The 15,824-nt window shown below is 60.0% G+C and carries 14 protein-coding genes; 8 read left to right on the plus strand and 6 right to left on the minus strand.

What is annotated here, in order from left to right; genetic code table 11:
* Positions 1–42 precede the first annotated feature (42 nt).
* From xylB to CCGE525_RS18095, 4 genes are all read right to left on the minus strand, one after another.
* Positions 43–1,500: a xylulokinase gene (xylB, locus tag CCGE525_RS18080; RefSeq protein WP_120705483.1), complete on the minus strand. Its 1,458-nt coding sequence runs from the start codon at positions 1,498–1,500 to the stop codon at positions 43–45.
* Between the two features lie 38 nt (positions 1,501–1,538).
* Positions 1,539–2,564 carry a LacI family DNA-binding transcriptional regulator gene (locus CCGE525_RS18085; protein WP_120705484.1) on the minus strand — a complete coding sequence of 342 codons (1,026 nt, stop codon included), beginning with the start codon at positions 2,562–2,564 and terminating at the stop codon, positions 1,539–1,541.
* Positions 2,565–2,711: 147 nt separating this feature from the next.
* On the minus strand, positions 2,712–4,316 hold the full coding sequence (locus CCGE525_RS18090) for a DHA2 family efflux MFS transporter permease subunit (RefSeq protein ID WP_425375874.1): 1,605 nt from the start codon (positions 4,314–4,316) through the stop codon (positions 2,712–2,714).
* Between the two features lie 18 nt (positions 4,317–4,334).
* Positions 4,335–5,555, minus strand: a complete 1,221-nt coding sequence (locus CCGE525_RS18095; protein ID WP_120705486.1) for an HlyD family secretion protein — start codon at positions 5,553–5,555, stop codon at positions 4,335–4,337.
* 165 nt (positions 5,556–5,720) lie between these two features.
* Here CCGE525_RS18095 and CCGE525_RS18100 point away from each other — a divergent pair, with 165 nt between their 5' ends.
* The 3 genes from CCGE525_RS18100 (at position 5,721) to CCGE525_RS18110 (ending at position 8,220) form a co-directional block, all read left to right on the plus strand.
* A complete protein-coding gene (locus CCGE525_RS18100; RefSeq protein WP_120705487.1) occupies positions 5,721–6,401 on the plus strand; it encodes a TetR/AcrR family transcriptional regulator in 681 nt (226 codons plus the stop codon).
* Positions 6,402–6,505: 104 nt separating this feature from the next.
* The gene (locus tag CCGE525_RS18105; RefSeq protein WP_120705488.1) at positions 6,506–7,345 is read left to right on the plus strand and encodes a GyrI-like domain-containing protein; all 840 of its coding nucleotides are present in this window, start codon (positions 6,506–6,508) and stop codon (positions 7,343–7,345) included.
* Between the two features lie 131 nt (positions 7,346–7,476).
* Positions 7,477–8,220 carry a TerC family protein gene (locus CCGE525_RS18110; RefSeq protein ID WP_120705489.1) on the plus strand — a complete coding sequence of 248 codons (744 nt, stop codon included), beginning with the start codon at positions 7,477–7,479 and terminating at the stop codon, positions 8,218–8,220.
* A gap of 46 nt (positions 8,221–8,266) precedes the next feature.
* Here CCGE525_RS18110 and CCGE525_RS18115 read toward each other — a convergent pair whose 3' ends face one another.
* Complete coding sequence (locus CCGE525_RS18115) at positions 8,267–8,668, minus strand: hypothetical protein (protein WP_120705490.1); 402 nt, start codon at positions 8,666–8,668, stop codon at positions 8,267–8,269.
* A gap of 363 nt (positions 8,669–9,031) precedes the next feature.
* Here CCGE525_RS18115 and gltX point away from each other — a divergent pair, with 363 nt between their 5' ends.
* From gltX to CCGE525_RS18130, 3 genes are all read left to right on the plus strand, one after another.
* Entirely contained in the window at positions 9,032–10,489 is a 1,458-nt protein-coding gene (gene gltX / locus CCGE525_RS18120) for a glutamate--tRNA ligase (protein ID WP_120705491.1), read from the plus strand.
* A 16-nt stretch (positions 10,490–10,505) separates the two neighbouring features.
* Entirely contained in the window at positions 10,506–12,002 is a 1,497-nt protein-coding gene (gene lysS, locus CCGE525_RS18125) for a lysine--tRNA ligase (protein WP_120705492.1), read from the plus strand.
* 234 nt (positions 12,003–12,236) lie between these two features.
* Positions 12,237–12,521 (plus strand): hypothetical protein, encoded by a 285-nt coding sequence (locus CCGE525_RS18130; RefSeq protein ID WP_120705493.1) that lies wholly within the window; start codon positions 12,237–12,239, stop codon positions 12,519–12,521.
* A 43-nt stretch (positions 12,522–12,564) separates the two neighbouring features.
* Here CCGE525_RS18130 and CCGE525_RS18135 read toward each other — a convergent pair whose 3' ends face one another.
* Positions 12,565–13,413 (minus strand): hypothetical protein, encoded by an 849-nt coding sequence (locus CCGE525_RS18135; protein WP_120705494.1) that lies wholly within the window; start codon positions 13,411–13,413, stop codon positions 12,565–12,567.
* A 194-nt stretch (positions 13,414–13,607) separates the two neighbouring features.
* Between CCGE525_RS18135 and CCGE525_RS18140 the strand changes: the two genes are divergently transcribed.
* Positions 13,608–14,516, plus strand: a complete 909-nt coding sequence (locus CCGE525_RS18140; protein ID WP_120705495.1) for a LysR family transcriptional regulator — start codon at positions 13,608–13,610, stop codon at positions 14,514–14,516.
* Between the two features lie 146 nt (positions 14,517–14,662).
* On the plus strand, positions 14,663–15,823 hold the full coding sequence (locus CCGE525_RS18145; RefSeq protein ID WP_120706482.1) for an ABC transporter substrate-binding protein: 1,161 nt from the start codon (positions 14,663–14,665) through the stop codon (positions 15,821–15,823).
* The last annotated feature ends 1 nt before the right edge of the window (position 15,824 follow it).

Here is a 15,824-nt window from a genome sequence, read left to right on the forward strand (position 1 = left end):
CCCTCTCCCCTCGGGGAGAGGGCAGGGTGAGGGGGTTTCCCCTCAAACTATGCTCAGCGGCTTGATAGCCGGATACAGGGCGCGGTAACGCTTGTAGGCATCCTCGTAAGCGCCAGTCAGCGCTGTTACCGGTTCGATCGTGCCGGCTGTTTTCGGCGGCGTGCAAATGGCGACGGGATCGGCGCCGGTTGCCGCGATCAGGCCGAGACGGGCAGCGCCGAAGGCTGCTCCGAAATCGCCGTCGGCCGGCAGATCGACGGGAACGCCGAGCGCAGTCGCAATCGAGGCCAGCCAGTAGCGCGAGCGCGAGCCGCCGCCGATGGCGGTGACGCGGGCGATATCGGTACCGGCCGACCGCAATGCCTCGAGATTATCGCGAATGGCGAAGGTGACGCCTTCAAGCACCGCCTGGGTGAGGACCGCACGGCCGCTCTCATGGCCGAGACCGATGAACGCGCCACGAATGGTCGCATCGTTATGCGGCGTGCGTTCGCCGGAAAGATAGGGAAGGAAGATGACGGCAGACGGCGCTTTCAGGGCATCTCCGAGTTCGCTGGTGAGTTCTGCAGCGGATTTGCCGGTGACGCCCGAATGCCAGTTCAACGCATCGGTTGCCGACAGGATCACGCCCATCTGGTGCCAGGTGTTCGGCAACGCATGGCAGAAGGCGTGAACGGCGCTCTCCGGCTTCGGCAGGTAGGAGCCGTTGGCGGCAAAGAGTACGCCCGAGGTGCCGAGCGAGACGAAGGCCGCGCCATCACTGACCGTGCCCATGCCGCAGGCCGAGGCGGCATTATCCCCTGCCCCACCGGCCACGACGACGTCACCGGCAATACCCCACTTCGAGGCCAGTTCACCGCGCAGCTTGCCGGCTACTTCCGTGCCTTCCACCAGCGTCGGCATCTGTTTTTCATCGAGGTTGGTGGCGGCAAGCAGCTCGGAAGACCACTTGCGCTTGCCTGTGTCTAGCCAGGACGTGCCGGCGGAATCGGACATCTCAGACATATGCTCGCCGGTCAGCCATAGGCGCAGATAGTCCTTCGGCAGCAGCACCCAGCGCACCCTAGCGAAGATATCCGGCTCGTGCTTGGCGACCCAGGCAAGCTTCGGTGCGGTGAAGCCGGGGAAGACGATGTTGCCCGTCAACGTCCGGAAACGCGGATCGGCGTCGAGAGCGGCAGCCTCGAGATAGCTGCGCGTGTCATTCCAAAGAATGCAGGGACGCAGTACTTTGTCACCGGCATCGAGCAGTGTCGCTCCGTGCATCTGGCCGGATAGACCGATGCCGCGCACCGCGGCCAGCTCCTTCGGATGTGCCGCCTTCAGGCCGGCGACAGCCTCCTCGGTGGCGCGAATCCAGTGCGCCGGCTCCTGTTCCGACCAACCTGGATGCGGGCGCGACACGTCGAGCCCGCCATTGGCCGATCCGATGATCTTCTGGTTGCCGTCGATCAGCATCGCTTTTACGCCGGACGTTCCGAGATCGAGACCCAAATACATTAGATGTACTCCCTATGCTCTGCCGCAGGTTTTGATGGTCAGGGCAGATTGTCCTTCAAGAAAATGTCGAGACGGATACGCTCCTGCCCGGCGATGACGCCCTGGCCGTCCGCCGTCGCCTTCATGACGCGTATGGCGCTACGCACTTCATGGCCGGCGTCCTGGTTCAGAACGGCATCGATCGTACCGTCCTGCAGGGCCGCACGGGTATGTTCGGTAAGTTCGTGCACGACGACGGTCAGCCCTCGCCCCTGCCCGGTCGCTTTCAGCGCCCGGATCAAGCCGCGATTGCCGGCGCCGAGGCTATAGATGCCGATAATATCATTGTTGCCAGAAAGAGCTTCGCAGATGAGGGTATTGGCGATCTCCGGATCGTCGCGACCTTCAAGCACCGGCAGCAGCCGCAGTTGCGGAAATTCCGCCGCCATGACGGAGGCAAATCCCTCCAGGCGCTCACGATGGTCGCGCACCAGCATGGAGCCGGCGAGAACGGTGAGATCACCCTTGCGCCCGCCAAGGAACCGGCCAAGCAGCCGCGCCGCAGTGCGGCCCGCAGCGATATTGTCGACGCCTGCATAGTGATGCCGTGTAGAACCAGTGAGATCGGAAACGAGGGTAACGACAGGAACCCGTGCTTCCACCAGCCGGTCGACGGCGGCGCGGACATCGGGCGCATCGGTCGCCACCAAGGCCACCCCGGCGAGATCCGTGCCGTGCAATGCGTCGAGCGCGGTCACCAGGGCCGCTGCGTCGAAGGCAGGCACCTCGACAATCCGAATCTCGGTGCGGTCGAAGGCCGATCGAGTCATCGCCTGGCGCACTTCGGCATAAAGACCGTGCATGAAGGAATTGTCGCCGGTCGGCAGGATGAAGACGACTGGATAGATACGGCCCTTTGCCAGATTGGCGGCCGCCACGTCGCGCACATAGCCGATCTCTCGGATGGCTGCTTCCACCTTCTCGCGCGTCACGAGACGCACGCCCGGGCGCTGGTTCAGCACCCGGTCCACAGTCGCGAGGCTGACGCCCGCGGCAGCGGCGATGTCGTAAACGGTGGGTCTCATCAGCTCCTCCTGACAAGATTCTTACCGCTAATTCTGATGTACGTAAATCAGAAATTTTTCGCTTCCGACATTTCCTGTCAAAAAGCACAAATGCAGAAGGGCTTCTCGATTTGAGAAGCCCTTCAATTTCAGAGAGATAAGGAGAATTTAGTGGCCGCCGCCGCCTCCGCCGGCCGTCTTCGGCTTGCTGAGCATCAGCACACCGAAGATCATCGCCAGAAACAGAACGGTGAGCATCAGGAAGATGTCGCTGAACGACATGATTATCGCCTGCTGCTCCGCCATGTTGACCATTTGCTTCAGCGCGGCTTGCTGGCCATCCAAACCCGATGTGTTGAAATTGGCCGCCATGTTGTTCAACTGATCGACGGCCGCCGGGTTGCCCCAATGGATATTGTCGCGCAAATTGAAGTAGTGCTGATCCTGCCGGGTTGTCAGCAGCGTGTTGATAATGGCGAGGCCGACAGCGCCACCGAGATTACGCGTTAGATTGAACAGGCCGGAGGCACCCCGCATGCGAGCGGGCGGCATGGTTCCAAGCGCGATGTTGTTGATCGGCACCATGCAGAGCATCAGGCCGACGCCACGCAGGATCTGTGGGATCAGCAGTTCCCAGAAATCCCAATCCACGGTCAGGTGCATCATGATGTAGGTGCCGGCGGAGAAGCTGGTGAAGCCGATGATCATCAATATGCGCAGATCGAGCTTGCTCGACAGGAAACCGGCAAGCGGCGCGGTGAAAAACATCGCCAGGCCCGAGACGAACATCGTTTCACCGATCTGCAGCGAATCGTAACCCCGAATGCGGGCGAGATAGAGCGGGTAGATGTAGGTCAGGCCGTAGAGACCAATGCCCATCACGAAGGAAAACATCGAGCCGAAGGCGAAATTCTTGTTGGTGAAAGCCCTGAGATCGACCACTGGAAATTCCGCAGTGAAGGCGCGGATGAAGAAGACGATTGCACCGATGCCGGAAGCGATCGCTGCCGCAACGATGTAGCTGTCGTTGAACCAGTCGTTGGTGTTGCCTTCTTCCAGCACGTATTCCAGCGCACCGAGGAAGATACCCATCGAGATCAGGCCCCACCAGTCGAATTTCTTCATCAGCGACAGCTCGGGCTTGTCGAAATCGATAAAATTCCAGGTGACGATGGCGACGACGATGCCCGGCGGGATATTGACCAGGAACAGCCAATGCCAGGAGAAGGCGTTGGAGAGATAGCCGCCGACGGTCGGCCCGATGGTCGGCGCCAGCGTGGCGATCAGGCCGATGATCGGCGAGACGACATTGCGCTTCGACGGCGGGAAGATGGTGAAGGCCGCCGCGAAGACCGAGGGGATCATGCCGCCGCCGATGAAGCCCTGCAGCGCACGATAGATAATCATCTGGTCGATATTGGTGGCGGTCGCCGCGAGCGCGCTCGATATGGTGAAGCCTGCAGCCGAGATCGCGAAGAGGTAACGCGTCGAGATGATGCGCGCCAGCGTCCCCGACAGCGGGATCATGATGACCTCCGCGATCAGATAGGCCGTCTGCACCCAACCAATCTCATCCGAGCCGGCGCTGAGGCCGGCCTGGATTTCGCTGAGCGACGCAGAGACGATCTGAATGTCGAGGATCGACATGAACATGCCGAGCACCATCGCGAGGAAGGCGATGAGCTTCTTCGGCTCGATATGGTCCACCGCCGGAGGAGCGGCGGGGGCGGCCACACGAGGGGCCGAACCTGCGGTAATGCTGGCCGACGACATGATCTGTCTCTCCCGAGCTTACTTGTCCGGCGCCGTGCGGGTGTCGACGTCAACGACGACGCTCAGGCCGGCACGGAGGCGCCCACTATTGAGCGCATCCTGCGGCAGGGCGATGCGAACCGGCACGCGCTGGATGATCTTGGTGAAATTGCCCGTCGCATTTTCCGGCGGCAGCAGCGAGAAGACCGAACCGGAGGCGGGCGAAATCGATTCGACGGTGCCGACGATCGGATGATCGCTATAGGCGTCGACATGGACGTTGACCTTGGAACCGGGAACCAGGTGCTGGATCTGCGTTTCCTTGAAGTTGGCGTCGATGTAGAGCTGGCGGGTCGGAACGATCGCCATCAGCTTCTGGCCGGGAGAGACAAGATCACCCTCCTGGACCGAACGATTACCGACAACGCCGTCATAGGGCGCCTTCAGCACGGTGAAGGAGAGGTCGCGGGCCGCCTTGTCGCGAGCGGCCTCCAGGCCCTTGATCGTGCTTTCGGCCTGGCGACGCTGCGCCTGCAGCAGGTTGATATTGGCCTGGGCCGAAGCGATGGCCGCATCGCCGCCGACGAGATTAGCCTTCGCCTGGTCAAGGGCGATATTGGCGCTATCCAACGAGGCCGTAGTGCCGACCGACTTCGCTTGAAGCTCGGCAGCGCGCGTCTGGGTGATCTGTGCGCCGCGCACCGTTGCTTCCAAGGCGACCTTCTGGGCCTGCGACTGGGCAAGCGCAGCCTGACCGGCAGCAATCTGCGCATCGATGGTATGCAGCGACAATTGCTCGGTGTCGAGCGAAGCCTGGGCTTGGCCAAGCGCCAGCTTGTAGTCGCCGTCGTCGAGCGTCGCGAGCACATCGCCTGCCTTGACCTGCTGGTTGGCGACGACGTCCACCTTGGCGACATAGCCCGTCACCTTCGGCTGGATGGTCGCAATGTCACCTTCGATATAAGCATCGTCGGTCGACACCAGGAAACGGCCGTTCGTCCACCACTCGTAGCCGTACCAGCCGCCACCGACGAGCACCAGAGCGACAATGATGGGAAGCACCAGGCTGCGCCGCTTCTTCTCGGCCGGCGGTGGGGCCGCCTGTACCGGAGCAGCAGGCGCAGCCTGGGCGGGGGGCTGGTTGCCAGGCTTTTCCGCGGCAGGAGCTTCAAGAGATGCACCGGCGCTCTTTGCTTCCACTTCGACATCAGCGGAATCATCAATGATGCGCGCTACATTGCTACTATGACTTGACGACATTGCCCTACCACCGGAAATCTGGGTAAAATAATCGAACCGAACGGTTCAGTTCAGTTGACATAGATCGTTTTTCATTCCATATCAAGTCATATCGAACCACACGGTTCGATTTAATTAACGAATCTGATTAAGATTCAGAAAAAGTGATCGAGCTAAACGGAGACGATGAAACACGAACCGCAAAATACCGCAGTCGTAAACGCACCCGCATCGGGAGGGCGTTGGGCCGCCGGCGAAGACCCCGTCAAGCGCCAGCAGATTCTGGATGGTGCCACACGCGTCTTCATGAAAATGGGGTTCGATGCCGCAAGCATGAACGACGTCACGCGCGAAGCCGGCGTCTCCAAAGGCACTCTTTACGTCTATTTCGCCAATAAGGAAGATCTGTTCTCCGCCATGATAGACAGTGAGCGTGCGCGTTTCGTCGAGACGGTACGCACCGCGCTTGCCGATGATGCCGATGTGGCCACCAGTCTCTATGAATTCGGCATGGTGTTCGTGACCCACGTCACATCGGATAAGACCATCAGCGCCATGCGCACCGTCATCGGTGTACGCGAACGCATGCCGTCTCTCTGTCAACGCTTCTTCACCGGCCCGGAAAACCTGCGCACCGTTCTGCGCGGCTTTCTCGAACGTCAGGTTGCGGCCGGTCGTCTCCGCATCGAGGACTTCGATATGGCCGCACGCCATTTCCTCGACATGGCCAGCGGCAGCTACTTCAAGCTGAGGCTGTTTGGCGACATGGACTTCCCTCCCTCGAAAGAGGAGATCGATTATGTCGTACGCGGCGCCGTTCGCGTCTTCATGGCTGCTTATGGTATCAATCGGAAAGACCAGGCCTGACCGCCTTCCGATAGCCGGCGGATATCCGTCCCAATCCCGCAATCGCGATCAAGCCCGATAGCCGGTCAACGCCTAACAATGGGCGGGCAACCAGGGAATCGAATATGAGCGCGATCGGAAGAGCTATATGGTTCATCGAAAGCCATTTCTCATCTGATATTTCGCTGGACGAGATTGCCGATACGGCCGGCCTGTCGCGCTATCATCTCTCGCGCGTCTTCGGCCTCACCACCGGCCACTCGATCAGCGGTTATATCAGGGGCCGGCGGCTCAGTGGGGCGGCCCTTGCGCTGATCAACAGTTCGTCGACCATTCTCGAGGTTGCCCTCGATGCGGGCTACGGCTCGCATGAGGCTTTCACCCGTGCCTTCCGCGAACAATTCGGGATGACACCCGATAGTTTGCGCAAACAGAGGCACGCCCGAAACCTTGTTTTGCTGGAGCCGATCAGAATGGACGACACCCGCCTTCCCAAACTCGACGCACCGCGTTTCGAGACCCGCCCTGCAATGTTGCTCGCCGGCCTTGCTGAAACCTATGCCTATGAAGCCACGCAGGGGATTCCCTCGCTCTGGCAGAAATTCAACCAATATTTCGGCCATATCCATTGCCAAGTCGGCAATGTCGCCTATGGCGTCTGCATCCAGGCCGAGGGCGAGACCGACAGCTTCCGCTATATGTCTGCCGCCGAGGTCACTGCTGCCGACGATCTACCGGAGGGCTTCACGACCCTGAAGCTGCCGCCGCAACGCTATGCCGTCTTCACCCATCGCGGCCATGTTTCCGGCATCTCCGCCACCGTGCACCAGATCTTCGGTGACTGGCTGCCGCAATCCGGCCACCAGCATGGCGGCGTGCCCGACATGATGGAACGTTACGACGATCGTTTCGATCCCCACACCGGCATGGGCGTGACGGAGGTGTGGATTCCCTTGAAGACATAGAAATATGCGCGCCCCCGGCGAAAATATTGGCGACGCTTGCGCCTGCGATTTCACTCCTTACATTAGCGACCATTATTGGGGAGCCGGAGCTGGGGCAGCATCGGCGGACGCTGACCAGGGGAAAATCGCCGATGGACATTGTTGATTTGGTGCAGGATCCGAGCGCATGGGTTGCGCTCGTCACGCTCGTCGTCATGGAGGTGGTCCTCGGCATCGACAACCTCATCTTCATTTCGATCCTGACCAACAAACTGCCTGTAGAACACCGCGTGAAAGCGCGCAGGGTCGGCATCGGCCTCGCCTTGGTCATGCGCCTTGGGCTGCTCGCTACCGTCGCCTGGATCGTACAAATGACGGAACCGGTCTTCGAAGTCTTCGGCGAAGGCTTTTCCTGGAAGGACGTGATCCTGATCGGCGGCGGCCTGTTCCTGGTCTGGAAGGCAACCAAGGAAATCCATCACAACGTCGATCCCGAAGAACATGGTGAGGACTTCATCGCCAAATCGAATACGACAGGCTTTGCATCGGCCATCGGTCAGATTCTGCTGCTCGACCTCGTCTTCTCGATCGACAGCATCATCACCGCCGTCGGCATGACGCCGCATCTGCCGATCATGTTCATCGCCGTCATCGCCGCAGTCACCGTCATGCTGGTGGCCGCCACCCCGCTTGCCAACTTCATCGAGAAGAACCCGACCATCGTCATGCTAGCGCTCGGCTTCCTGCTGATGATCGGCACCACACTGATCGCTGAAGGTATGGGTTTCCACGTTCCCAAGGGCTACATCTACGCCGCGATGGCCTTCTCGGCCGCGGTCGAGCTGTTGAACATGTTGGCGCGAAACAGGCGAAAAAGAGCTGCCGGCGACAGTTGATCACGAAAGCCGCACCGGAAATAAGTGCGACCTTCATGGCGCCTAATCAGTCCTGGACGTGAATGTGGACACACTGGCCGATGTCACCGTGTCCGTAGATATCTGCCTCGATCCAGACGTTGCCACGAACGATGAGGTTCCCGCCATCGTTGGCGATATTGCCGTTTGCCAGCATAGCTTCCAGCTTCTGGCGATCGGACGCCGCCGAGAAGAAGCTATCGCCGCGATCGCGGCGGCGATAGGCGTGATAGTTCGCGCGGTTCTGGCGGATGATCTGCCACGGCGCCGTCAGGCGCTCGCCCTTGGAATTGTAGAGATCGTCACTACCGATATAGGCGCGGTAGGATTCGATCAGGCGCGCCGAACTGTCGCGCGCAATTGTCGAGTGTGCCGCGGCGGCATCGAACATGGCTGCTGTCAATAAAAAGCTCAAAATCAATTTCTTCATTGTTTCCTCGCGGCAAACGATTGATGGCCTACTTCGCAACTACCGCGAAAATTGCAAATCAATTTCGACGACCGGCCCGCTTTTATCCCTGTGACCCTATGAGGAGTAAAGAAACCCTATAAAATTGAAAGATCGGCTCAAATCGATGCGGCGCAATGTCGGCAACCTCGCCCGAGAAGCCTCGCGGCGCAGTTTCCCTTGACGCCACTCCTTGAATATGGCCTAAGGCCAGCCAAACGGAAAACGCGGGATTGAAGCGCCAAGACGCCCTTTTCCGGCCGGTTTCCTGATCGAGATAAACATCTCCAGCCGGGCAGCGCTTATCGCAAGCAGCGGCCTGGCTTTTTCTGACGGGCAAACAAGATGACCACTTCAGGCGTTCGCGTCCGCATCGCACCCTCCCCGACCGGCGAGCCGCATGTCGGCACCGCTTATATCGCGCTGTTCAACTATCTCTTCGCCAAGAAGCATGGCGGCGAGTTCATCCTGCGCATCGAAGACACGGACGCGACCCGCTCGACGCCGGAATTCGAGACGAAGGTGCTCGACGCGCTGAAATGGTGCGGCCTGAAATGGTCTGAAGGCCCTGACGTCGGCGGTCCTTACGGCCCCTATCGCCAGAGCGACCGCAAGGATATCTACAAGCCCTATGTCGAGAAGATCGTCGAAGCAGGCCACGGCTTCCGCTGCTTCTGCACGCCCGAGCGTCTGGAACAGATGCGCGCTGCCCAACGCGCCGCCGGCCTGCCGCCGAAATATGACGGGCACTGTTTGAACCTTACTGCCGAGGAAGTCTCCACGCGGGTCGCCGCGGGCGAGCCGCATGTCGTGCGTATGAAGATTCCGACCGAAGGCTCCTGCAAGTTCCATGACGGCGTCTATGGCGATGTCGAAATCCCGTGGGATGCGGTCGATATGCAGGTTCTGCTAAAGGCCGACGGCATGCCGACCTATCATATGGCCAATGTCGTCGACGACCATCTGATGAAGATCACCCATGTCGCACGTGGCGAGGAATGGCTCGCCTCGGTACCGAAGCATATTCTGATCTATCAGTATCTCGGCCTCGAACCGCCACAGTTCATGCACCTGTCGCTGATGCGCAATGCCGACAAATCGAAGCTGTCGAAGCGTAAGAACCCGACCTCGATCTCCTATTACACCGCACTCGGCTATATCCCCGAGGCGCTGATGAACTTCCTCGGCCTGTTCTTCATCCAGATCGCCGAGGGCGAAGAGCTTCTGAGCATGGACGAGCTCGCCGAAAAGTTCGATCCGGAAAACCTCTCCAAGGCCGGTGCGATCTTCGACATCCAGAAGCTCGACTGGCTGAACGGGCGCTGGATTCGCGAGAAGCTGTCCGAAGAGGAATTCCAGCACCGGGTCTTGACCTGGGCGATGGAAAACAACCGCCTGAGGGAAGGTCTGAAGCTGTCGCAGTCGCGCATTTCCAAGCTCGGCGAACTACCCGACCTCACCGGCTTCCTGTTCAAGTCCGACCTCAACCTCGATCCCTCGGCTTTTGCCAAGATCAAGTCGACGCCTGAGGAGCTATTGGAAATCCTGAACACTGTGCAGCCGGACCTCGAAAAGATCCTCGAATGGGATGTCGAGACGATCGAGGCGGAATTGCGCGCCATTGCCGACCGCATGGGCAAGAAGCTGAAGGTCATCGTTGCACCGCTTTTCGTCGCCGTATCGGGCTCGTCGCGTTCCCTGCCGCTTTTCGATAGCATGGCGATCCTTGGCCGCTCCGTTGTGCGCCAGCGGCTGAAACTTGCCGCCCAGACCGTTGCGACCCTCGTCGGCCCGAAGAACTGAACCGGATTTTAGAAACATGAACGACAAGACCGAAACATCAGCCCTTTCCTCCGACGCGACGGAAGTCCGCGCGCAGAAGCTGAAGCTGCTGCGCGAGCAGATCGGCGAGGTCTATCCGGCACACTTTCACCGGACGCTGACCAACGCCGAGCTAGCGGCGAAATATGAGGGGCTGGAGCCGGATACGGAAACGGGCGATGTCGTCACCGTCGCCGGCCGTGTCTATTCCTCGCGCAATTCCGGCATGTTCATGGATATCCATGACGCCTCGGGGAAGATCCAGATCTTCAGCCACAAGGACGTTACCGGCGAAGAGGCCCGCGCCCTACTGCCGATGATCGATATCGGCGACATCATCGGCGTGACCGGCGTCGTGCGCCGCACCAAGCGCGGTGAGCTGACCATCAATGCCCAGCAAATCACCATGCTGACCAAGTCGCTGTTGCCGATGCCGGAAAAATGGCACGGCCTGTCCGACATCGAGCTGCGCTACCGCAAGCGCCATCTCGACATCATGACCAACGAAGAATCGAAGCTTCGCTTCCAGCAGCGCAGCCGCATCGTCTCCGGCATCCGCCGTTTCATGGAGAATGACGGCTTCATGGAAGTCGAAACGCCGATGCTGCATTCGGTCTATGGCGGTGCCACCGCCGAGCCGTTCAAGACGCATCACAACACGCTGAAGCTCGACATGTACCTGCGCATCGCGCCGGAACTGTTCCTGAAGCGCACCCTCGTTTCGGGCCTCACCGACAAGGTGTTCGAGATCAACCGCAACTTCCGCAACGAAGGCGTCTCCACCCGGCACAATCCCGAATTCACGATGATGGAGTGCTACTGGGCCTATGCCGACTACGAGGACATCATGGACCTCGTCGAGCGCCTGTTCTCGACGCTCGCCATGTCGATCCACGGCAGCACCGAATTCGCCTTCGGCGACAAGCAGATCTCCTTCAAAGGCCCGTTCCGCCGCGTACCGATGCCCGATGCCGTCAAGGAAGCGACCGGTATCGACTTCCTGGCGATCAAGACGGATGAGGAAGCCCGCGCCGCCGCAAAGGCTGCCGGATTCGCGGTCGAGAAGGATGCGACCTGGGGCGAATGCCTTGCCTTCGTCTTCGAAGAGAAGGTCGAGGCCACGCTGATCCAGCCCGCGCACGTCACGCATTTCCCGAAAGACATCTCGCCCTTCGCCAAGGAAGTGCCGGGCGAGCCACGCCTCGTCGAACGCTTCGAGACCTATTGCAACGCCTGGGAACTCGGCAACGCCTTCTCGGAACTTAACGATCCGGAAGAGCAGCGCGCCCGTATGGTCGAGCAGCTCGAACAGGCACATGCCCGCGGCGAGAAGCAGAAGGAATTGGACGAGGAATTCCTCGACGCCATCGATCAGGGCATGCCGCCTGCCGGTGGCCTCGGCATCGGCGTCGACCGCCTGATCATGCTGCTCACCAATTCCCCGTCGATCCGCGACATCATCCTGTTCCCGGCACGGCGCAGCAAGACGGACTAGAGCAATTCCAGGAAAAGTGCGAAGCGGTTTTCCGTCCGGAATGCGAAAAAACAAAAGGATAGAGCGGGAAAGCGATTCCGTGAAACGCTGAACCGCCCTAAGACGGCTTCGCACAGACGACAGGCCGCCGGGTTATGCCATGGCGGCCTTTTTCATTGGGCCATTGCTTGCGGATTGCGTATAAGTCCCGCCAACGCGCGGCGAACCCCGCCCCGGAGACAAGAGGCACGAAAAATGACTGAGACAGAAAACCCGATCACGGACGCCGATCTCGAGCACCAGCGCCTGGCCGATCTCGCCGAGCTTGGCGATGTCGATCTGACCCAATACGCGCCGGGCACGTTCGGCTGCCATGAGGCGATGCACACCACGTCGCTCATGCTCGACATGACCGACGACCAGTTGCTGCAACATCCCGCCGTTCTTGCCAATCCGGAATTCTACCGTCTCGCGGGCGCGGTCCACGAGGCATTGTTTGCGCTTTATCAGGCGATCGGCGAAAAGCATTTGGCCGATTGAGGGATTTTGACCTTCGCCTCGGCGAGGCAAAGGTCGCCTACAGTCAATTCGTCACCGGTGACCGCCGATCGCTAGCGCCCGTCATGGTCGGGTCGAGACCGGGCGATCGCGTTGTATCCGGGTCGGCGGCGTCGGCGCCAATGAAGCTGCCGGTATTGTCGCCCTCAGGCGGGAGTTTGCCTGTGGAAGCAGGGGGCCGCTGTTCTGGAGGTGTCGCAGGCGCTTCGTCCTTTTCCACGCGAGCGGCCGCCTTTTGTTCGGCGGCTTCTGCGGCTTTCTGCTTGTCCTTTTTCGCGTCGCCGCCCGACTCGTTGTCGGCGGCCAGCGGATTGTCGCAATCGGAGTGATCTTTCAGCGCCGCCAGCGCGTCGTCGATATCCTTGGGCAACATGTTGATCTGTTCACCATAAAAGAGCCCTGCGGCGCTCGCTCCGCCATTGTAATAGCGCGCCGTCACCGGCTCCTCGACGCTGCCATCGGCAACCTTGCCGGGATGCGGCACATAGACGACATCGGCGCCTAGCGCTCGGCCGCGAATATCGGACCGCAAGGTCGGGCCATTTTTATCGAGAACGACCACCTGAACGAGATCCGGCTTTTGCTCGTCATAGACGGCCTTCGCAACGCGAAGTGCCGTTCTGACGCGCGTTAGGCCGTCGGTCGGATCGGTGCGGATATATTTACGCACCCAGAACCGCTCCTCCTTGCGGATCGTGACGAGATTGACATCGCTGCATTTCAGGCCATTCGGGGAGGCTGAGGCGAGGCCCAGAAGCTTGTCTTTGCCGATATAAAGCGCAAAGACGCCGGAACAGCCCATCAACAAGGCCACTCCGCCGACGATAACGACAAGCTTCCGGGATGGCCGGAAAATGTGCAGTAAGGCGCTCACGCCAACTGCTCCACCATAGAGCACTCCAACGCGACAAAATGATCAACTCTCACGTTAGGGACATCGCGTTTCGGAATACTTAAAGAAGAGGTGAATCTTGCGCCGCTCGCGTTTCCGTTACCAAAAAAGGTCCAAGCCTTTCAGACCGATGCCGGCGCTTGCCTCGGATGGCACGGCCGTGCTCTAACCGGGGCATGGCCTTCACTTTGAGACAGCTTCAATATTTCGTCGCCGTGGCGGAACAGGGTTCCATCACCCGCGCCGCGCAGAACCTGTCGATCTCGCAATCTTCGGTCACCGAAGCGCTGAAGGAATTGGAGAGCGATCTCGGCGTCGAGCTTTTCGACCGCCATCCGCGGGGGTTGTCCATCACCCATAATGGCCACCAGTTCCTTCGCCATGCCACGAAAATCCTCGCGACCGTTTCCGACGCGCGCACCAGTTTTTCCAGCCAGCGGAACGCCGCAGGCGGTACGTTGAATATCGGCGTCACTTCGCTGGTTGCCGGCTATGTATTGTCCGACCTCCTGGCGCGCTACCGTCGCGCCTGCCCCGGCGTCGAGGTCAGCGCCATCGAGGACAATGGCGGTTATCTCGAACATCTGCTGGTCGGCGGCGAGCTCGACGTTGCCGTGATGGTCATTTCCAACCTGCGCGACCGCATGGCGCTGCAGGCCGAAATCCTTGAAACATCCCCCTATCGCCTCTGGTTGCCGATGGGCCACCCCCTGGTCTCCGCCGACATCATCAGCGTCGCCGACATCACCCGTGAACCGCTGATCATGCTGACCATCGACGAGATCGAGGAGAATACCGGCAAGCTGCTGACGGCACTCGGCGCTCGCCCGCATGTCGCCTTCCGCACCCGGTCCGTCGAGGCGGTGCGCAGCCTGGTTGCCACAGGCGCCGGCGTGGCGCTGCTGCCGGATCTCGTCTACCGGCCCTGGTCGCTGGAAGGCGACCGTATCGAAAGTCGCGATGTCTCCGGCTCGCTGCCGGTGGTGCAGGTCGGCATGGTCTGGCGCAAGGGCTCGAGCCTGCCGCAAGCCGCCCGCGATTTCGTCGGTATCGCCGAAGCGATGCGTTCGGGGCGTCAGCGGTAAATTTTCAGCACATATCGGAAATTCCGATATCGACTTTCTGATAAATGAATTTGCGAATACGGCAAAATCGCGTCACCTTTTTCTTCGGGAACAAAACGCCAGAAACTGGCTCCGAGACCAACTGGCTCAAGAACCGGGAGAATTCGATGAAGCATTTGCTGAAATCATGCACGGCTGCGCTCGCATGCTTAAGCTTCGCCACGCAGGTCATTGCTGCTGAGCCGTTGAAAACGCTTGGTAAAGGCGAAGGCGCCGTCAGCATCGTCGCCTGGGCTGGCTATATCGAGCGCGGCGACAGCGACAAGAATTACGACTGGGTCACCCAGTTCGAGAAGGACACAGGTTGCAAGGTCAGCGTCAAGACCGCCGCCACCTCCGATGAAATGGTGGCGCTGATGAACGAAGGCGGCTTCGACCTCGTCACCGCCTCGGGCGACGCGTCGCTGCGCCTTGTCGCCGGCAAACGCGTCCAACCGATCAACGTCGATCTGATACCGAGCTGGAAAAACCTCGATGAACGTTTGAAAAATGCGCCATGGCATACCGTCAACGGCGTTCATTACGGCGTTCCCTATCTCTGGGGGCCGAACGTCCTGATGTACAATACCGACGCCTTCAAGGGCCAGGCGCCGAAGAGCTGGAACGTCGTCTTTGAGGAAATGACCCTGCCGGACGGCAAGTCCAACAAGGGCCGTGTTCAGGCCTATGACGGCCCCATCTATATCGCCGATGCCGCTCTTTACCTGATGGCCCACAAGCCTGAACTCGGCATCAAGGACCCCTACGAGCTCAACGAAGACCAATATAAGTCTGCTCTCGACCTTCTGCGCGGCCAGCGCAAACTCGTCAGCCGTTATTGGCATGACGCCATGATCCAGACGGATGATTTCAAGAACGAAGGCGTCGTCGCCTCCGGCTCCTGGCCGTTCCAGGTCAACCTCCTGCAGGCCGACAAGCAGAAAATCGGCTCGACCTTCCCGGATGAAGGCACGACTGGATGGGCCGATACCACCATGCTGCATGCCGACAGCGAGCATCCGAACTGCGCCTATATGTGGATTGAACATTCGCTGCAGCCAAAGGTCCAGGGCGACGCTGCCGCCTGGTTCGGCGCGGTCCCCTCGGTCCCCGCGGCCTGCAAGGGCGACGAATTGCTGACCGACAGCGGCTGCGCCACCAACGGTTACGATCATTTCGACAAGATCAAATTCTGGAAAACCCCGGTCGCCAAGTGCACCACCGAGAGCGAATGCGTGCCGTACCATCGTTGGGTTTCGGACTATATCGGCGTGATTGGGGGCAGATAGC

This window comes from Rhizobium jaguaris, assembly GCF_003627755.1.
Taxonomy (GTDB): Bacteria; Pseudomonadota; Alphaproteobacteria; order Rhizobiales; family Rhizobiaceae; genus Rhizobium; species Rhizobium jaguaris.